Annotated in this window: 16 protein-coding genes; 11 read left to right on the forward strand and 5 right to left on the reverse strand. The window is 72.3% G+C overall.

Translation table 11 applies throughout. The annotated features are described in order from the left end of the window. The first annotated feature begins 7 nt into the window (after positions 1-7). Positions 8-784, forward strand: coding sequence for a thioesterase II family protein (locus GUI43_RS08295; protein ID WP_112582439.1), 777 nt, complete (start codon positions 8-10; stop codon positions 782-784). A gap of 37 nt (positions 785-821) precedes the next feature. Here GUI43_RS08295 and GUI43_RS08300 read toward each other — a convergent pair whose 3' ends face one another. After that, positions 822-1,493: a hypothetical protein gene (locus GUI43_RS08300; protein ID WP_112582438.1), complete on the reverse strand. Its 672-nt coding sequence runs from the start codon at positions 1,491-1,493 to the stop codon at positions 822-824. Between the two features lie 23 nt (positions 1,494-1,516). Here GUI43_RS08300 and GUI43_RS08305 point away from each other — a divergent pair, with 23 nt between their 5' ends. Together GUI43_RS08305 and GUI43_RS08310 are read left to right on the forward strand one after the other, a co-directional pair. Beyond that, positions 1,517-2,035, forward strand: coding sequence for an acyl-CoA thioesterase (locus tag GUI43_RS08305; protein WP_091394150.1), 519 nt, complete (start codon positions 1,517-1,519; stop codon positions 2,033-2,035). A 143-nt stretch (positions 2,036-2,178) separates the two neighbouring features. Beyond that, positions 2,179-4,176, forward strand: coding sequence for an acetoacetate--CoA ligase (locus tag GUI43_RS08310; protein ID WP_112698491.1), 1,998 nt, complete (start codon positions 2,179-2,181; stop codon positions 4,174-4,176). A 113-nt stretch (positions 4,177-4,289) separates the two neighbouring features. Here GUI43_RS08310 and GUI43_RS08315 read toward each other — a convergent pair whose 3' ends face one another. Further along, positions 4,290-4,979, reverse strand: coding sequence for a TIGR03089 family protein (locus GUI43_RS08315; RefSeq protein WP_112698492.1), 690 nt, complete (start codon positions 4,977-4,979; stop codon positions 4,290-4,292). 153 nt (positions 4,980-5,132) lie between these two features. Here GUI43_RS08315 and GUI43_RS08320 point away from each other — a divergent pair, with 153 nt between their 5' ends. Beyond that, positions 5,133-6,278 carry a glycosyltransferase family 4 protein gene (locus GUI43_RS08320; RefSeq protein WP_112582435.1) on the forward strand — a complete coding sequence of 382 codons (1,146 nt, stop codon included), beginning with the start codon at positions 5,133-5,135 and terminating at the stop codon, positions 6,276-6,278. A gap of 62 nt (positions 6,279-6,340) precedes the next feature. Further along, a complete protein-coding gene (locus GUI43_RS08325; RefSeq protein WP_112582507.1) occupies positions 6,341-7,432 on the forward strand; it encodes a mannose-1-phosphate guanylyltransferase in 1,092 nt (363 codons plus the stop codon). Here the strand turns inward: GUI43_RS08325 and GUI43_RS08330 are convergent. Continuing rightward, entirely contained in the window at positions 7,401-8,018 is a 618-nt protein-coding gene (locus GUI43_RS08330) for an NUDIX hydrolase (protein WP_181518483.1), read from the reverse strand. The two genes, GUI43_RS08325 and GUI43_RS08330, sit on opposite strands and share 32 nt — an antisense overlap. Before the next feature lie 39 nt (positions 8,019-8,057). On the opposite strand from GUI43_RS08330, the gene GUI43_RS08335 reads away from it, so the two are divergent. Next, complete coding sequence (locus GUI43_RS08335; RefSeq protein ID WP_112698493.1) at positions 8,058-9,104, forward strand: hypothetical protein; 1,047 nt, start codon at positions 8,058-8,060, stop codon at positions 9,102-9,104. A gap of 278 nt (positions 9,105-9,382) precedes the next feature. Beyond that, complete coding sequence (locus GUI43_RS08340) at positions 9,383-10,375, forward strand: winged helix-turn-helix domain-containing protein (protein WP_112582433.1); 993 nt, start codon at positions 9,383-9,385, stop codon at positions 10,373-10,375. 37 nt (positions 10,376-10,412) lie between these two features. Here GUI43_RS08340 and GUI43_RS08345 read toward each other — a convergent pair whose 3' ends face one another. After that, positions 10,413-11,498, reverse strand: a complete 1,086-nt coding sequence (locus tag GUI43_RS08345) for a coenzyme F420-0:L-glutamate ligase (protein WP_112582432.1) — start codon at positions 11,496-11,498, stop codon at positions 10,413-10,415. Beyond that, entirely contained in the window at positions 11,495-12,442 is a 948-nt protein-coding gene (gene cofD / locus GUI43_RS08350) for a 2-phospho-L-lactate transferase (protein WP_112698511.1), read from the reverse strand. Before cofD ends, GUI43_RS08345 begins: the two co-directional genes overlap by 4 nt. A 98-nt stretch (positions 12,443-12,540) precedes the next feature. Between cofD and GUI43_RS08355 the strand changes: the two genes are divergently transcribed. The 4 genes from GUI43_RS08355 to GUI43_RS08370 all read left to right on the forward strand — a co-directional run bounded on the left by GUI43_RS08355 (position 12,541) and on the right by GUI43_RS08370 (position 18,322). Next, positions 12,541-13,563, forward strand: a complete 1,023-nt coding sequence (locus tag GUI43_RS08355; RefSeq protein ID WP_112698494.1) for a hypothetical protein — start codon at positions 12,541-12,543, stop codon at positions 13,561-13,563. A 328-nt stretch (positions 13,564-13,891) separates the two neighbouring features. Continuing rightward, on the forward strand, positions 13,892-16,435 hold the full coding sequence (locus tag GUI43_RS08360; RefSeq protein WP_112698495.1) for a bifunctional FO biosynthesis protein CofGH: 2,544 nt from the start codon (positions 13,892-13,894) through the stop codon (positions 16,433-16,435). Between the two features lie 162 nt (positions 16,436-16,597). Then, positions 16,598-16,876, forward strand: a complete 279-nt coding sequence (locus tag GUI43_RS08365) for a hypothetical protein (RefSeq protein ID WP_030486799.1) — start codon at positions 16,598-16,600, stop codon at positions 16,874-16,876. 51 nt (positions 16,877-16,927) lie between these two features. Beyond that, on the forward strand, positions 16,928-18,322 hold the full coding sequence (locus GUI43_RS08370) for a DUF4331 domain-containing protein (protein WP_112698496.1): 1,395 nt from the start codon (positions 16,928-16,930) through the stop codon (positions 18,320-18,322). Positions 18,323-18,329: the final 7 nt, after the last annotated feature.

Raw genomic sequence — 18,329 nt, forward strand, 5'->3', positions numbered from 1 at the left:
CCGTTCCGTGAACCGCCTCACCACCCACCCGCCCGGTCGCGCCCAGGGCTGGCTGGTCGCCGGGCCGCGCCGCCGCGTCACCCCCGCCGTCCGACTGATCTGCCTGCCGTACGCCGGTGGTGGGTCCTCGGCGTACCACGGGTGGCAGGAGCTGCTCGGCGACGACGTCGAGGTCTGCCCCGTCGAGCTGCCCGGGCGGCAGTCCCGCTGGCGTGAGCCGGCGTACACCGGGGTGCGGCAGCTGGTGGAGGCCCTCGCCCCGGCGCTGGCACCCGAGCTCGGGGTGCCCTACGCCCTGTTCGGGCACAGCATGGGGGCGCTGGTCTCCTTCGAGCTGGCCCGCGAACTGCGCCGCCGCGCGGTGCCGCCGCCCCGGGTTCTCTTCGCCGCCGGTTGCCTCGCGCCGACGCTGCGGCGTACCTCGCCGAACATTCACGACCAACCGGACGCGGTGGTCGTCGAACGGCTGCGTGAGCTGGGCGGTCTGGACGAGGAGATCCTGGCCGAACCCGAACTGCTCGACCTGCTCCTGCCCGCCATCCGCGCCGACTTCGCGGTCTGCGAGACCTACGAGTACCGGCCGGAGCCGCCGCTGAGCTGCCCGATCGTCGCCTTCGCGGGGGACCGGGACCGGGAGGTGCCGCCGGATCGGGTCGCGCCGTGGCGGGAGCAGACGTCGGCCGGGTCCACCCTGCACGTGCTGCCGGGCGGGCATTTCTTCCCGATGACGGCCCGGGACGCCCTGCTGGGCACCGTCCGGGCCACCCTGGCGGCGGGGAGTTAGACGGAGGGCGGGCCGGTCACCCGGCCCGCCCCGGCGATCAGCGGATCTCGGTGGTGTCCTCGGGGCGCGGTTGGCCGCGCGGTGGGGCGGACCAGGGTGATTCGCCACCCACCCGGCGGGGCAGCGGCTCGGTCGGTGTCGGTTCCGCCGGGTAACCCAGAGTGAGGGGCGCGGCGTCGCGCTCCGCGGGCGCGGGGGCCGGCCAGTCGGTCAGCGTGAAGTCGTCGTTGCGGGGGCCTCCGTCCGACGCGGGGGTGGGTGCCGCGGCCGGTTCGGTCGCCGGGCTCGGCCACTGCCGCCAACGCTGTTGGCTGAAGGTCGCCATCAGCAGCAGCAGGCCGAGCAGGAAGAGCGTGCCGTTCTCCACGGGCAGTCGCAGCGGCAGAGGATCGCCGAACACCTTCCACTCGTGCGGGATCGCGTCCCGCACCGAGAAGGGCGCCACGAACATCCCGATGTACGGGGTGACCAGCAGCGCACCGGCCACCAACGGGCCCAGTGGTGAGAAGCGCAGCGTGCCGAGCAGGCCCAGCAGGACACCGCCGACACCGAGGTACACGGCCGGCTCGATCAGGTTGGCGGTGTTGAACGTGCCGATCTCCACCCAGCGGTCGACCGTCCGGCTCGACCCGTCCTGCCCCAGTGTCACCAGCACCCAGGTGATGGGCGCCACCACCAGCCCGGCGAGGAAGCTCCAGAGATGTCGCATCCGCGCACCGTACCGTTTTCGACATGACTGAGCACCTCTCCGCCGCTCCAACCGGCAAGCCGACGTCGTACTCGCGCGTCACTCTCAGCAAGATCATGACCGCGGTGGACGTCAACCTCTACGGCACCGTGCACGGCGGGGTTCTGATGAAGTTCGTCGACGACGTGGCCGGGGCCGCTGCCGCCCGACACAGCGGCGGGACCGCGGTGACCGCGGCGATCGACGAGATCGTCTTCTCCGAGGCGGTCCGGGTCGGCGATCTGGTGCACGCGCACGCCCAGGTGAACTGGACCGGCCAGACCTCCATGGAGGTGGGCGTGCGGGTGGTCGCCGAACGGTGGGACTCGGCCGAGGACGCACCGGTCCGGGTGGCCACCGCGTACCTGGTGTTCGTCGGCGTGGACGTGGGTGGGGCGCCGCGGGCGGTCCGCCCGGTGCTGCCGGAGACGGCGGAGGACGAGCGCCGGTACAAGGAGGCGGAGATCCGCCGTGCGCACCGATTGGCCCGCCGCCGCGCCATCCAGGCCCACCGCGCCGGCTGACCCACATGAGGTGGCGGGTTGGAGTGTGGGACGGGCACGCGTCGGTTGGCCTACCCGGTGCGCAGAATGGCGCTTCGAGGTAGGGCAAGATGGCGCCACGGCCCAGTCACAGTGTCGTGTCGGGCCAGGGGGAGGGTGGAGCAGTGGGTGACATGCTGTGGACGCCGCCGGCGGACGTACGTGAGCGGTCCCGGATCGGCGCCTACCTGCGCTGGCTGCGGGAGCACCGCGGGTTGGACTTCGCCGACTACGACGCGCTGTGGCGCTGGTCCACCACCGATCTGGACGGGTTCTGGCGCTCGATCTGGGACCACTTCGAGGTGATCGCGCACACCCCGCCGACCGCCACCCTGGCCGAGCGGGGAATGCCCGGCGCCCGTTGGTTCCCCGACGCCACGCTCAACTACGCGGAGAACGTGCTGCGGATGCCGGGGCGGGCCGACGACGACCCGGTGGTGATCTCCCACGGGCAGACCCGCCCGCCTGTCACGTTGACCGCCGGTGAGCTGCGCGAGCAGGTCCGCCGGGTGTCGGCCGGGCTGCGCCGGCTCGGCGTCACCGCCGGTGACCGGGTGGCGGCGTACGCCCCGAACATCGCCGAGACGTACGTCCTGCTGCTGGCCACCGCCAGCCTGGGCGCGATCTTCTCGTCCTGCGCGCCCGAGTTCGGCACCCGTAGCGTCACCGACCGTTGGCAGCAGATCGAACCGACGGTGCTGGTCGCCGTGGACGGCTACCGGTACGGCGACAAGCCGGTGGACCGGCGTGCCGAGGTCGCCGCGATCCGGGCCGCCCTGCCGTCGCTGCGCCACACCGTCAGCATCGGCTACCTCGACCCGACGGGACCCGCCCCCGAGGGCGCGCTGGGCTGGGCCGAGCTGGCCGCACCCACCGTCGAGCCGTTGACGTTCACGCCGGTGCCGTTCGACCACCCGCTCTACGTGCTGTACTCCTCGGGCACCACCGGGCTGCCGAAGCCGATCGTGCACGGCCACGGCGGCATCCTGCTGGAGCACCTGAAGATGCTCGCCCTGCACCACGATCTGGGCCCGGCCGACCGGTTCTTCTGGTTCACCACCACCGGCTGGATGATGTGGAACTTCCTGGTCTCCGGCCCGGCGGTGGGGGCGGCCATCGTCCTCTTCGACGGCAACCCCGGGGTCCGGGCGGAGCCCGGCCGGCCGGCTGAGCCTGACCTCGGCGGGCTGTGGCGGCTGGCGGCGGAGACCGGTACGACGTACTTCGGTACCTCCGCGCCGTATCTGCTGGCCTGCCGTAAGGCCGGGTTGGTCCCCCGGGAGGTCGCCGACCTGTCGGCGCTGCGCGGAGTGGGTTCCACCGGTGCGCCACTGCCCGCCGAGGGCTTCCGCTGGGTGTACGAGACCGTCGGCGACCACGTCCAGCTCCAGTCGCTCTCCGGTGGCACCGACGTGTGCACCGGTTTCGTCGGCGGGGTGCCGCTGCTGCCGGTGTACGCCGGTGAGATCGCCTGCCGGGCGTTGGGCGCCAAGGTGGAGGCCCGTTCCGCGGACGGCACGCCGGTCATCGGCGAGCTCGGCGAGCTGGTGATCACCGAACCGATGCCGAGCATGCCGGTGGGCTTCTGGAACGATCCGGACGGCACCCGTTACGCGGAGGCGTACTTCGACGTCTACCCGGGCGTCTGGCGGCACGGTGACTGGATCACCATCAACGAGCGGGGTGGCTGTGTGATCACCGGCCGCTCCGACGCCACCCTCAACCGCGGTGGGGTGCGCCTCGGCACCGCCGAGTTCTACTCGGTAGTGGAAGGGCTCGACGAGGTGCTCGACTCGGTCGTCGTGCACCTGGAGGACGACGAGGGCGGCGCAGGTGAGCTGCTGCTCTTCGTGGTGCTGGCCGAGGGCCTGGAGCTGGACGACCCGATGCGCGCGAAGATCTGCCGTGAACTGCGCACGGCGCTCTCACCCCGGCACGTGCCCGACGAGATCCACCAGGTGCGTTCGGTGCCCCGCACCCTCTCGGCGAAGAAGCTGGAGGTGCCGGTCAAGAAGATCCTCACCGGCACCCCGGTCGACCAGGCGGCGGCCAAGGGTGCCCTGGTCAACCCCGAGTCCCTCACCGCCTTCGCCGCCCTGGCCCAGTCCCGTACGACGTCCTGACCCCTTTCCCCGGCGATCTTGCACTTTCTGTCCCGACTTGAGGGGCATCCCACCCATTTCGACAACCGAAACTGCAAGATCGCCGGGGTGGGGCGGGGTGGAACGGCGGGTGGTTAGGGGAGGGAGTGCGTGACTCTCTCGGTGGCCAGCCTGTCGGCCAGGCGGGCGGGGTCCTGATTGGCGCAGAGGACCACGGTGGCGGCCCGGGTCAGCGGGGCCAGCAGCCAGTCGACCGGGTCGGGGTGCCGGGCGGCGTCGATGAGGACCCGAGCGCCGGGAAGGATGCCCAACTCGGTGGCGCGGGCCTCGGCGCGACCCAGCAGGTGCGCGTCGGTGGGGCCAGGGCCGGATTGCGGCGTGAAGTGGTCACCGTGTGCGCGTACCTCGACGACGTAGTCGGCGAACCCGGGCGGCACCTGCCGAAGCGGGGCGGCGAGCGGGGCCAGCCCGAGGGCGTACCGCTCGTCGGCGGACCAGGACTGCGCCTCGTCGAACTGGTCGACGGCGGCGAAGAGCACCCCCACGTCGCCCGGCGTGTCGACGACGCTCAGCTTGGCCGACCAGCAGGCCAGCAGCACCGCAGCGGTCTGCCAGTGTGGCGGCAGCAGCACGCCGGCCGGGGTGCCCGGCGCGAGGCCGACCTCGTCGACCAGGAGGTTGGCGGTCTTCGCCACCCAGTTCGCCAAGGTGACGCCGGAAAGTTCGGTGCGGTCGCCGGTGGCGTCGTCGTACCAGGTGAGCAGCGGTCGGGTCGGGTCGGTCGCGATCGCGTCGGCGAACACCCGGGCAATGTTGTCGGCCATCGGCGCGAACGATACGCCAGTGCGGGCCGTACTCGATGACGATGACAAGTCGGCGTACCGTCGGGTCGCAGTCAGCGTCGGCCCCGCGCCCCGGCGTAGGCTTTACCCCCGGAGTGTTGTTCCCCACAGCCCGCCAGTACAAGGAGTCGCCCCGTGACCGCCGGTCGCCCGCCCCGCGTGCTCATCGACGCCACGAGTGTCCCCACCGACCGTGGTGGTGTCGGTCGATACGTCGACGGTCTGCTCGGTGCCCTCGGCAAGGTGTGCGGGTCGGGGGTGGAACTGGCGGTGGTCAGTCTCCGCACCGATCTGGAGCGTTACACCCGCATGCTGCCCGGCGCGGAGATCATCCCGGCCCCGGCCGCCGTGGCGCACCGCCCGGCCCGGCTCGCCTGGGAGCAGACCGGCCTGCCGCTGCTCGCCCAGCAGGTGGGCGCAGAGGTGCTGCACTCGCCCTTCTACACCTGCCCGCTGCGGGCCGGGTGTCCGGTCACGGTCACCGTGCACGATGCGACGTTCTTCACCGAGCCGGAGCATTACGACAAGTCGCGCCGCACGTTCTTCCGCAGCGCCATCAAGACCTCGTTGCGCCGCGCCGACCGGGTGATCGTGCCGAGCAAGGCCACCCGGGACGAGCTGATCCGGCTGCTCGACGCCGACCCGACGCGGATCGACGTGGCCTACCACGGCGTCGACCAGGCTGCCTTCCACGCTCCCACCGAGGAGGAGAAGGCCCGGGTACGCGCCCGTCTGGGGCTGGGCAACAGCAGCTACGTCGCCTTCCTCGGTGCCAAGGAGCCCCGCAAGAACGTGCCCAACCTGATCCGTGGGTGGGCGCGGGCCGTGGCTGACCGGGTCGATCCGCCGGCCCTGGTGATCGCCGGTGGGCAGGGGCACGACGAAGACATCGACCGGGCGGTGGCCGAGGTGCCGTCGCACCTGCGTCTGCTGCGCCCCGGCTACCTGCGCTACGCCGACCTGCCGGGTTTCCTCGGCGGTGCCCTGGTCGCCGCGTACCCGTCCTACGGCGAGGGGTTCGGTCTGCCGATCCTGGAGGCGATGGCGTGCGCCGCCCCGGTGCTGACCACGCCCCGGCTCTCGCTGCCCGAGGTGGGCGGCGACGCGGTCGCGTACACCTCCGAGGACCCGGAGCAGATCGGCACCGACCTGGCCGCCCTGCTCGACGACGAGCAGCGGCGGCTCTCGCTGGCGAAGGCGGGGTTCGACCGGGCCAAGGAGTTCACCTGGGAGTCCAGCGCCGAGGTGCACATCGCGGCGTGGAGCCGCGCCCGTTCCTGATCCTCCACGCACTGCGGGTGACCCGTGCCACTTTGGGCAGGTACGTCGGGCATGATGTGCGGATGCTCTATGCGGTCATTCCGGCCGGTGGCAGTGGCACGAGGTTGTGGCCGTTGTCCCGCGCTGGCCATCCCAAGTTCCTCCACCCGCTGACCGGCACCAGCGCCTCGCTGCTGCAGGCGACCGTGGAACGGCTCGCGCCGCTGACCACACCGGATCGGACCCTTGTGGTCACCGGTGCCGCGCACGTCGCGGCGGTGGCACGGCAGCTGACCGTGCTGCCGGAGGAGAACATCCTGGTCGAGCCCTCCCCCCGGGATTCCTGCGCGGCGATCGCGTTGGCCGCCGCGGTGATCGCGACGCGTGACCCGAACGCGGTGATGGGCAGCTTCGCGGCCGACCACCTGATCCGCGACACGGACAGCTGGGTCTGCACGGTCCAGGAGGCGGTCCGCGGGGCCGAGCAGGGCCTGCTGATGACCGTCGGGATCACTCCGACCCGTGCGGAGACCGGCTACGGCTACCTGGAGACCGGCGATCCGACCGAGGGTGTGCCGTGGCGGCAGGTGGCCGAGTTCAAGGAGAAGCCGGCCGCCGAGGTCGCCGAGGCGTACGTCCGTTCGGGCCGGCACCTGTGGAACGCGAGCATGTTCGTGTGGCGGGTGGACGTCTTCCTCGCCGAGCTGGCCCGCCAGCAGCCGGCGCTGCACGCCGGCGTCGCCGCGATCGCCGCCGCCTGGGGCACCCCGGAGCAGGACGACGTCCTGGGCGCGATCTGGCCGACCCTGCCGAAGATCTCCGTCGACTACGCGGTGATGGAGGGCGCGGCCACGGCGGGTCGGGTCGCGACGGTGCCGGGCGACTTCGGCTGGAACGACGTCGGTGACTTCCACACCCTGGGCGATGTGCTGCCGACCGACGACGCCGGCAACGTGGTGCTCGGCACGGAGGCCAAGCCGGGCGTGCTGCTGCGGGACAGCAGCAATCTCGTGGTCGTGCCGCAGTCGGGTCGGTTGGTGGCCGTCCTCGGCCTGCGCGACCTGATCGTGGTGGACACCCCGGACGCGGTGCTGGTCTGCCCGCGCGACCGGGCGCAGGACGTCAAGACCCTGGTCGACGAGCTCAAGGAGCGAGGCGAAGAGGGCTACGTCTGAGGGCGGCCAGGGCCGGTGCGACCAGTTGGACGGTCCCGCCGGCCAGCGGCTCGGGCAGCTGGTCCGGTGGGAACCAGCCCAGCTCCTCGGCCTCGTCGCTGACCTGCTCCACCGCCGAGGGCGGGGCGATCACCGCGAACCGGACATCGTGGTGCGCCGAGCCGCCCTGACACTGCACCTGGTGCACGTCCACGTCGATCGGCACCGGGTCGATGCGCAGGCCGGCGATCCCGGACTCCTCGGTGGCCTCGCGCAGCGCGGCGGCGACCAGGGTCTGGTCGACCGGCTCGCAGTGCCCGCCGAGCTGCACCCAACGCCCGAACTTGACGTGCAGGCAGAGCAGCACCCGGGAGCCGGTGGAGTCCAGCACCAACGCGCTGGCGGTGACGTGCCCGGGCCGGTGCTGCCGGCTCATCGCGACCGGGCCGGCGGCGAGCAGCGCGAGTGTCCGGTCACGCGCGCTGGCCGCGTCCGGGCTGGTGGGCTGCCAGCCCTCCAGCAACGCGGTGGCGTCGGCGTGCAGCGCCTTGTACGTCTCGGGGTCGGTCGTCTGGGCGGTCGGGCCGGTGATCACGGTGTCGGGCACCCCGCCACTGTACGAGCGTGTGCTCCGTACGCTGGCTCAGTGACCCTGCGACTCGTCGAATTCGTGGTGGCCGGTAACGAGGCCAGCGATCTGTTGCCGGTGCGGTCGGCGGCGCTGCTGCGCGCGTACGGTGCCCGGCGAGGCTTCTGGACGGTGCTGGACGAGGGGCCGGTGGAGCGCTGCCTCGCGCTGCTGCTGGAGCGCGACGACGGGGAGTGGACGGCAGTGCACGTGCTGGCGGATGCCGGTGTGGAGAACGGGCGAACCGAGGACGGTGAGGCGCTCGCCCACCACGACGGCTGGGTGTACGTCTTCGGCTCCCACTTCGGCTCGAAGACCGGCCCGCTGCGACCTCGGCGCGCCTTCGTGGCCCGCTTCCGCGAGGACGACGCGGCGGCCGGGCCGGTGCCGGTGCACGTGGTGCGCAACTCGTTTCGACTGCACCGGGCTGTGAACGATGCTCTCGCCGCGTCGCCGTTGACCCTCCTGCCGGCGGGGGAACGGGTGCGGGAACGGTTCATCGTGGAGACGCTGGCCCGGGGGACCATCCGGGAGAAGAGCTGGGTGAGCCGGTTGGCCCCGGACGACCTGCCGTTGAACGTGGAGGCGGCGGCGTTCACCCCGGCTGGGACGGTGCTGCTCGGGCTGCGTTTTCCGGTCACCGACGCCGGTGAGCCGATCCTGGTCGAGGTGGCCGGTGTGCCGGGCATGTTCAGCGCCGAGCGGGCGTGGCCGCGGGCGTTGGGCGCGTACGTGTTGACCGGGGTCACCCCGCCGGGGCAGCTGACCGGCTTCCGCGCGATCACCCCGACTGTGGACGGCGGGTACGCGGCCGTGATCGGCTCGATCGACGCGCTGGGCAAGGGGTCGGTCCTGCTCGACGAGCATCCCGGTGGGGGTGAGGTCACCTCCCGGCACGTCCGCTTCCGGCTTGCCGGTGGCGGGGAGGGCGACGGGCGGCGGCTGGTGGGGGAGCACGTGGCGGACCTGGCCCCGTTCCACCACGTCGAGGGGGTGGCGGAGCTGGACGGACTGTCGTTCTACGTCACGGACGAGGACCATCGGGTCGCGCTCTGGGTCGGCTGAGCCGGCGCGGGAGCGGGATGACCGGACGGCACCTCTGCGGAGCAAGGGCCGCAGACCCTCGTGGTGCCGTCCGATCACCGGGGCCTCCCCGGTCCCGGTGCCCCGGCAGCACGGGCGTCACTGACGCGCGGCGCCGTGTTCGGGCATGGGAAGCATGCCGAACCGGCCCCGGAGGCGTCGAGGTTTTTCAGTCCAGGCTTAAAGATGGAGATTACTGCCGGCCAGGTAGAGTCGAACGGTCATCCGGCATCCCCCTGCCGGCGACACAGGAGCGCTCCATGCTGAAGATCCACTTTTCTGGGGAGGACATCCTCCGGACCCGGGTGGCGCCGGCGGCGGACCCGGTCTGGGAGCTGGTCCTCAGCCTGCACGTGCTGCGCGGCCGCACCCGCGATCCGCTGACGGCCAACTGGCGGCGCAGCGTGGCCCGGGATCTGCGCCAGGACTCCGCCTCCGAGCAGCTCCGCCTGCTTTTCGCGTTGAACCCGCCGCGTGGCTACTTCCCCGACTTCCTCACCCCGTACGCCAGCGTCGAGGGCTTCGAGGCCGGGCTGGACGCGCTCCGCCGTACCCCGACCGAGTTGCTGCACCGGGACCTGAGCGTGCTGGCCGCCGAGAATCAGCTGCCCTCCTCGGCGGCCGCGCTCGCTCGGGGTGAGGTGTCGGCACTGCAGCACCTGGCCGAGTCGATGGAGCAGTACCGGTCGCTGGCGATCAGCCCGTACTGGAGCCGGATCCAGGCCGCGGTCGCGGCGGACCGCACGCGGCGGGCGCGGGCGCTGCTCGACGGCGGCGTCGAGGGCCTGCTCACCAGCCTCCGGCCAGCGATGCGCTGGGAGAGCGGGGTGCTGGAGGTCCGCAGCTACCCGCACAGCCGGGAGCTGCACCTGGACGGCCGAGGGCTGCTGCTGGTGCCGTCGTTCTTCTGCGCGGCCACCCCTGTCGCACTGCTCGACCCGGCGCTGCCACCGGTGCTGGTCTACCCGGTGGACCGGCTGGGGGCGCTGGTCTCCGCCGACGCCAACGCCGCGTCCGGTGCCGCGCGCGAATCACTCGCCGCGCTGCTGGGTCGCACCAGGGCGGCGGTGTTGCAGGCCACCGACGAGGGCTGCACCACCGGCGAGGTCGCCCGCCAGCTCAACATCTCACCGGCGGCGGCGAGCCAGCACGCCACTGTGCTGCGCAAAGCTGGTCTGCTGGTCAGCCACCGCGAACGCAACAGCGTGCTGCACACGTTGACCCCGCTGGGCCGGGCCATGCTGGACGCGTGACCCGGCCGTTCGCCGGCACTACAGGCTGAGGACCGCGCTACAGGGCGAGAGCGGCGCTCGCCGGGCTGCCGGGCGGTGGCGGCAACAGGGTCGACCCGACGCCCTGGGCGGCCAGGGCGACACGCAGTCGGTGCAGGTCGGCGCCGAAGCGGACCAGACCCATCGGCTCGACCGGCGTCGGGGCCGAGCCGAGCAGCAGGTCGGCGCCGTCCGGCCACCCGGGCATCTCGGCGACCAGGCCGGCGCGTACCTCGGCCTCGTCGACCACTGTGAAGACCGTGCCGGGGGCGACCACCCCGGCGACCGCGTCGATCGCCCGTCGCACCGCGGTCAGGTCTGCCGGTGTCGGGCCGGGACCGTCGGTCAGGGTGGCGGCGTCGGAGAGCCCTGCGGTGCGGGCCTCGGCGGTACCGAGCGAGAACAGGTCCTGTGTCGCATCGCGGATCAGCGCCCGCGCGCCACCGGCATCGTCCGGGTTGGTGGCGGGCAGGTAGCCCCGCACCACCGCGACGGGCACCTGATCGCACTTGCCCTTGATCAGTTCGCCGGCACCGGCCAGCTCGTCCACCACGGCCATCTGGGTCAACTGCAACTCATTGCCGTACGGGTCGACCTCGCCCCGGTGGTCGCGGATCGCCGGCATCCCGGCCACCCCGAGCGCCACGTCGGTGAGCCCGTTGCGCCAGGGCCGGCCCATCGTGTCGCTGATGATCACGGCCAGGTCCAGGTCGTAGCGCTCCCGCAGCGCGTCCCGCAGAGCCCGCGCCGAGGCGTCCGGGTCGACCGGCAGCAGCACCAGTTGGGTCTTGTCCACGTTCGACGCGTCGATCCCGGCCGAGGCCATGACGAAGCCGTGGTGGGTCTGCACGATCCGGGTCGCCCCCCGGCTGGCGACCACCCGGGCGGTCTCACCGGCCAGGACCTCGTCCCGGGCGGCCAGCCGTTCCGGTCCGTCCGCCGGCACGTCGACGAGCCGCCCCTCCGCCTTGGAAACGATCTTGCTGGTCACCACCAGCACGTCGCCGTTGCGCAGCCACGGCGCGGCGGTCGCGATCATCGCGGCCAGGTCGTCACCTTCGGTCACGTGGCCGATGCCGAGCACCGGCAGAATCTCCAGCCTCACGTCAACTCCACCGCGGCGCGGACCATGGCCGCCGTCGCCGCCTCGTCGGTCATCCGCAGCGGCACCGCGCGGACCGTCACCTCGGGCACCACAGTGCCCGCGTCCTCCTCGGCCACCAGCCAACCGTCGAGCAGGCCACCGCTCGCCCGGCCGCCGTAGAGCCGACCCACCCCCGCCGCGCTGCACTCCACACCGAGCACGGCCAGGCAACGGTCGGCCATTCCCCGCACCGGCGCGCCGCCGATGATCGGGGAGACACCCACCACCGGCGCCGGGCCGTCCGCCACCGCCGCACGCAGCCCGGGTACGGCCAGCACCGGCGCGACGCTCACCACCGGGTTGCTCGGCGCGATCAGCACCAGGTCGGCCGAGGCGATCGCGTCCAGCACCCCGGGGGCCGGCTTCGCCGTCTCCGCGCCGACGAACACGAAACGTTGCGTGAGGATGTCGGCGCGGTACCGCACCCACCACTCCTGGAAGTGGATCGCCCGCTGACCCTGGTCGTCCTCCACCACGGCATGGGTCTCCAGGCGGTCGTCCGTCGCAGGCAACAGGCGTACGCCCGGCTCCCAGCGGCTGGCCAGCGCCTCGGTGACCGCGCTCAACGGGTAACCGCCGTTGAGCATGGTGCTGCGGACCAGGTGGGTGGCGATGTCCTTGTCGCCGAGGCCGAACCAGGTCGGCTCCGCCCCGTACGCGGCCAACTCCTGTTTGACCGTCCAGCTCTCGCCGACCCGACCCCAGCCCCGTTCCGGGTCGGCGCCCCCGCCGAGGGTGTACATGACGCTGTCCAGGTCGGGGCAGATCTTCAACCCGTGTAACCACAGGTCGTCGCCGACGTTGACCACGGCGGTCACCTCCGCGCCGACGTCACGGGCGTACGCCCGGACCCCGAGCAGGAACCGGGCGCCGCCGATGCCGCCGGCCAGAACCACGATGCGCATGTCGACCATCCTCGCGCACGTGACGCCTCCGATCCGTCGGTGGCCCAGGAGACTAGGCTCACGTGCGCCCTGTCCGTTGATGCCCCGAGGGGGAGCTCGTGACCAGCCCCGCCGAGCCCGCGTCCGCCGACGCGACGCAGGCCCGCCAGCTGACCAAGCCGCTACGGGAGCTCGCCGCGCTCGCGCTGCTTGGCGCCAACGCCGTGTTCCTCTTCGTGGGCCTCCTCCGGCTCATCGCCCCGAACGACTACAGCTCCTTCACCGACCGCGCGGGCAGCGCCTTCTACGCGTTCGTCGGGGTGGAGGCGGTGGGCCTCCCGCTGCTGGCGGTGCTGCTGGCCACGCACATCTCGCCGGTGTTGGCGAAGGCGAAGCTGATCACGCAGGCAGCTGTCATCGAGTACGCGGTCAGCGCCCTGTTCGGCACGCTGACCATGCTGATCTGGACGGTGGGCCGGCTGGCCGAGGCTGAGGTGCTCGACGCGCTGCTCGGTGTGCTCACCCGGTTCGCCTGGATGGTGATCTTCGCGATCGCCGCCTGGGTGGTCTACACGATCTGGCGCGCCCACTACTACGTGCCGCGACCCAAGCCGCAGCCGGGCGTCTACGGCCAGCCCCAGCCGGGCTGGCCGCAGCAGCAGGGCGGTTGGCCGGCCCCGGGTCAGCCCGGCGGCCAGCCGCAGGGCGGATGGCCCGCTCCCGGCCAGCCCGGCGGTGGCTACCCGCAGGCCGGTCAGCCTGGTGGTTACCCGCAGGCGGGCCAGTACGGCCAGCAGTCGCCGCCGTTCCAGGCCCCGCAGTCGGCCCCGCCGTTCCCGCAGTCCGCCCCGCCGCACCCGCAGTCGGCTCCGCCGTTCCCGCAGTCCGGCCCGCAGCACCCGCAGTCGGCCCCGCCGTTCCAGGCCCCGCAGTCCGCGCCGCCGGCGAACCCCGCTCCCCAGTCGGCGCCGCCGTCCCCGGCCGCGCCGCCGCCGTTCGGGCAGCCGCCGTCGGCCGACCCCACTCAGGCGATCCCGCGCCAGTCCGCCGACCCGACCGAGGTCATTTCCCACCCCGCCGACCCGGACACCGACCGCACCCAGCACATCAAGCCCAACGACCACCCCGACCAGCCCCGCTGAGTCCGCCACGACCAGCAGCCCGAGACGGCGCGGTGGGCGAGTGCCTTGCCTGGCCCGCCCGGGACGTGGGTGCCGCCCGTGCCGGCGAGCCGACAGCGTAGATCTTGGACACTTTCCGTTCCGTGCTGACGGAAAGTGTCCAAGATTGCCAGCTGTGGTGGGTGCGAACGGCCTGGGTCGGGTGGTTGACGGACGGCGGTTGCGTCTCACGGCAGCGGGTTGAGCTACTTCCCGTCGCGGGAGGCGCTGCCGTGATCGTCAAGTGCCGTTTCCCACGGTGCGGGCTGGGACTGGTTGGGTGGCGTCGGGCTGCGCATAGGGTGAGTGGATGGTTGATCGCACCCACTCCGGCCCGAGCGATGCGAGCGTGCGGCGGGCCCTGGGCCGGGCCGCGAACGGGCGGGCTCTGGATGTCGACGAGGCGACCGCGCTGCTGTCCGCTCGTGGCGACGCGCTCGACGAGCTGCTCCGGCTCGCCGGGGGGATCCGCGACGCGGGGCTGCGGGACGCCGGGCGGCCGGGTGTGGTCACGTACTCCAAGAAGGTCTTCATTCCGCTGACCCGGCTCTGCCGGGACCGCTGCCACTACTGCACCTTCGCGACAGTGCCGCACCGGCTACCGGCGCCGTTCCTGGACCGCGACGAGGTGCTGGCCATCGCTCGGGCCGGTGCCGCCCAGGGTTGCAAGGAGGCGCTGTTCACCCTGGGCGACCGGCCGGAGGAACGCTGGCCGGCGGCCCGGACCTGGTTGGACGAACGCGGTTACGACTCGACCCTTGACTACCTGCGCGCCTGTGCGGTGGCCGTGCTGGAGGAGACCGGCCTGCTGCCGCACCTCAACCCAGGGGTGCTGTCCTGGTCGGAGCTGCAACGGCTCAAGCCGGTCGCGCCGAGCATGGGAATGATGCTGGAGACGACAGCGACCCGGCTCTGGTCCGAGCCGGGTGGCCCGCACTTCGGCTCACCGGACAAGGAGCCGGCGGTCCGGTTGCGGGTGCTCGAGGACGCGGGGCGGGTCGGGGTGCCGTTCACCACGGGCATCCTGATCGGCATCGGGGAGACCCCGGCGGAGCGGGTGGACGCGCTCTTCGCGATCCGCCGCGCTCACCGGGAGTACGGGCACCTCCAGGAGGTGATCGTGCAGAACTTCCGCGCCAAGCCGGACACGGCGATGCGCGGCATGCCCGACGCGGAGCTGCACGACCTGGCCGCCACGGTGGCGGTGGCCCGGCTGCTGCTCGGCCCGAAGGCCCGGATCCAGGCCCCGCCGAACCTTATCGCCGGCGAGTACGACCTGCTGCTGCGCGCCGGCATCGACGACTGGGGTGGCGTCTCCCCGCTCACCCCCGACCACGTCAACCCGGAGCGCCCCTGGCCGCAGATCGATGAGCTGGCCCGGCACACCGAGCTGGCCGGGTTCACGTTGCGGGAGCGGTTGACGATCTACCCCGAATACGTGCGCGCTGGTGACCCGTGGCTCGACCCACGGCTGCTGCCGCACGTCGGTGCCCTGGCCGATCCGTCGACGGGCATGGCGGTCGAGTCGGCGATGCCACAGGGACGACCGTGGCAGGAGCCGGAGGAGGTGTTCGGCGGGCGGGTCGACCTGCACGCCACCATCGACACCACCGGCCGCACCGACGACCGGCGCGGCGACTTCGACAGCGTCTACGGCGACTGGTCCGAGGTCGCTGGCAAGGTCACCCCGGAAGCGACCGCCCGCCGGGAGGGCGTACCCGTGGCACCGGCCGGAAGTGGTGCGGACCGTGACCTGGCGGCCGGCCTGCGGCTCGCCGCCGACGACCCGGCGGCGCTGCTCGACCCCCGGCACACCGATGCCGCGCTGGCGCTGTTCGGCGCGGACGGGCCGGCGCTCGACGAGCTGTGCCGCCTCGCCGACGACGTGCGCCGCTCGGCGGTCGGCGACGACGTCACCTACGTGGTCAACCGCAACATCAACTTCAGCAACGTCTGCTACGTGGGCTGCCGGTTCTGCGCGTTCGCGCAGCGTGAGCGGGACGCCGACGCGTACCGGCTCTCCGTCGAGCAGGTCGCGGACCGGGCCGAGCAGGCGTGGGCGGCCGGCGCCAGCGAGGTGTGCCTCCAGGGCGGCATCGACCCGAAGATGCCGGTCACCGGGTACGCCGACATCGTGCGCGCGATCAAGGCCCGGGTGCCCGAGATGCACGTGCACGCGTTCTCGCCCATGGAGATCGTCACTGCCGCCGCGAAGGCCGGGGTGCCGGTCCGTGAGTGGCTGCTCCAGCTGCGCGAGGCCGGGCTGGACACCATCCCGGGCACCGCCGCCGAGATCCTCGACGACGACGTGCGCTGGGTGCTGACCAAGGGCAAACTCCCGGCCGCCGCCTGGGTCGAGGTGGTCAGCACCGCCCACGAGCTGGGCATCCGGTCCAGCTCCACGATGATGTACGGCCACGTCGACCACCCCGGGCAGTGGCTGGCGCACTTCCGGGTGCTGGCCGGGGTGCAGGACCGCACCGGCGGGTTCACCGAGTTCGTGGCGCTGCCGTTCGTGCACACGAATGCTCCGATCTATCTGGCGGGTATCGCCCGACCCGGCCCGACCTGGCGGGAGAACCGGGTGGTGCACGCCATGTCCCGGCTGCTGCTGCACGGCCGGATCGACAACATCCAGTGCTCCTGGGTGAAGCTCGGTGACGAGGGCACTGTCGCGATGCTCCAGGGCGGCTGCAACGACCTCGGCGGCACGCTGATGGAGGAGACCATCTCCCGGATGGCCGGCTCCGACAACGGGTCGGCGCGTACCGAGGAGCAGTTGCGGGCCATCGCGAAGGCCGCCGGCCGTCCGGCGCGCAAGCGGTCGACTGCGTACGGTCACGCTCGGCCCTGACGTCGAACCTTTCCCCGCCACCGGCCGTACCACGCGATGCCGGTGGCGGTCGCGGCGAGGACCGCCGCCGGTGTCCCCTCAGGGGCCCGGCGGCGTCGCGAGACGGCACCGGACCCGTCCGTCTCCGCGGGCGCGCTCGCGCCACCGCCGGAAAGGTTGCCCATGACCAGTGATCAGCGGAAGCGGCAGTGGCCGCGACTGACTCGCAGGCAGACGTTGACCGCCGCGGCCAGCGCCACCCTCGGCGCCGCCGCGCTCACCGTGCCGGGTCTGTCGGCCGCGCAGAACGCCCCCGGCGCGGCCGGACGAGCCGACGAACCGATCGTGGTGCACCTGCGTGACGCCGCCTCCGGAACGATGGACGTCTTCGTCGGTGAGACGCGCATCGAGGTACGCGACCGCGGCCTGGCGGACCGGCTGCGGCGCGCCGCCCGGCGCTGACCCGACCCTCCGCCCCGCCATCCTGTCCCCGCCCAGTGAGGTTGGTCCGTCATGTCTTCCCACCGCGAGGCCCCGGAGATAGCCAAGGATCCGGTCGCCGACAGCTCCGACCTGTACGCGTTCGTCAGCCCCGACAAACGCGACACGGTCACGTTGATCGCCAACTACGTGCCGTTGCAGCTCCCCTCCGGGGGCCCGAACTTTTTCGAGTTCGGCGACGACGTGCGCTACGAGATCCATATCGACAACGACGGTGACGGTCGTCCGGATGTCACCTACCGGTTCGAATTCACCACCGAGATCACCAACCCGAACAGTTTTCTCTACAACACCGGTCCGATCGATTCGCTGGACAGCAAGAACTGGAACCGGCGGCAGTTCTACAGCCTGACCCGGGTGGCGGACGGCCGTGAGCACCGGCTGGCGCACAAGCTGCAGTGCCCGCCGTGCAACGTCGGCCCGCTGTCCACCCCGAAGTACGCCGACCTGGTGCGGCAGGCCACCTACTCGCTCTCGACGGGGGAGCGGGTCTTCGCCGGGCAGCGCGCCGACGGGTTCTTCGTCGACCTCGGGGCGATCTTCGACCTCGGCACGCTGCGGCCGTTCCAGCAGCTGCACGTGGCGGGGAAGAAGATCTTCAAGGCCGAGGGGGAGCCGGTCAACGCCACCGACCGGATGAACGTGCACAGCATCGCGGTGCAGGTGCCGCTGGAGCGGGTGCGTCGGCGCGCCAACCGGTACGGTGCCGCCGATCGGGCGTCGGTGATCGGGGTGTGGACGTCGGCGTCGCGCCGGCAGGTGCGGGTGCTCGGCGACCGGGGAGGGGCGGACACCAGCACCGGCCCGTTCACCCAGGTCTCGCGGTTGGGCAATCCACTGTTCAACGAGGTCATCGTGCCGATGTCCAAGAAGGACCTGTGGAACTCGCTGCCGCCGTCGGAGGACAAGCGGTTCGCCCAGTTCGTCGAGCAGCCCGAGCTGGCCGCGTTGCTGCCGGCGCTCTACCCGGATGTCTTCCCCAACCTGGACAAGCTCACCAAGGCGAAGAAGGCCCGAGCCGACCTGGTGGCCATCCTGCTCACCGGGGTGCCGGCCGGGCTGATCGACGGCTTCACCAACGCCACCGGTGAGGTGCAGGCCGACATGCTGCGACTGAACACGGCGATCCCGCCGACCAGGCGTCCGGACCGGTTCGGGGTGCTCGGTGGCGACCTGGCCGGGTTCCCGAACGGGCGGCGGGTGGGCGATGACGTGGTCAGCATCGCTTTGCGGGCCATCGCCGGGGTCACCGTCCCGCTGGTGGACAAGACGTTCCAACCGGACGCGGCGGCCGCCGCGGTCACCCCGGGGCTGAGCGCCGCCGACGTGACCGCGCCGTTCCTCGGAAACTTCCCCTACCTGGGTACGCCGTACGACGGGTTCAACAACCCGCCGGCGGCGTCCTGATCGGGCG

The organism is Micromonospora noduli (assembly GCF_003264365.1).
Lineage (GTDB): Bacteria > Actinomycetota > Actinomycetes > Mycobacteriales > Micromonosporaceae > Micromonospora > Micromonospora noduli.

Coding starts and splice junctions, on each gene's coding strand:
- GUI43_RS08300 (WP_112582438.1), bottom strand. CDS start 1,493: ATGCGACATCTCTGGAGCTTCCTCGCCGGGCTGGTGGTGGCGCCCATC.
- GUI43_RS08305 (WP_091394150.1), top strand. CDS start 1,517: ATGACTGAGCACCTCTCCGCCGCTCCAACCGGCAAGCCGACGTCGTAC.
- GUI43_RS08315 (WP_112698492.1), bottom strand. CDS start 4,979: ATGGCCGACAACATTGCCCGGGTGTTCGCCGACGCGATCGCGACCGAC.
- GUI43_RS08325 (WP_112582507.1), top strand. CDS start 6,341: ATGCTCTATGCGGTCATTCCGGCCGGTGGCAGTGGCACGAGGTTGTGG.
- GUI43_RS08340 (WP_112582433.1), top strand. CDS start 9,383: ATGCTGAAGATCCACTTTTCTGGGGAGGACATCCTCCGGACCCGGGTG.
- cofD (WP_112698511.1), bottom strand. CDS start 12,442: ATGCGCATCGTGGTTCTGGCCGGCGGCATCGGCGGCGCCCGGTTCCTG.
- GUI43_RS08360 (WP_112698495.1), top strand. CDS start 13,892: ATGGTTGATCGCACCCACTCCGGCCCGAGCGATGCGAGCGTGCGGCGG.
- GUI43_RS08365 (WP_030486799.1), top strand. CDS start 16,598: ATGACCAGTGATCAGCGGAAGCGGCAGTGGCCGCGACTGACTCGCAGG.
- GUI43_RS08370 (WP_112698496.1), top strand. CDS start 16,928: ATGTCTTCCCACCGCGAGGCCCCGGAGATAGCCAAGGATCCGGTCGCC.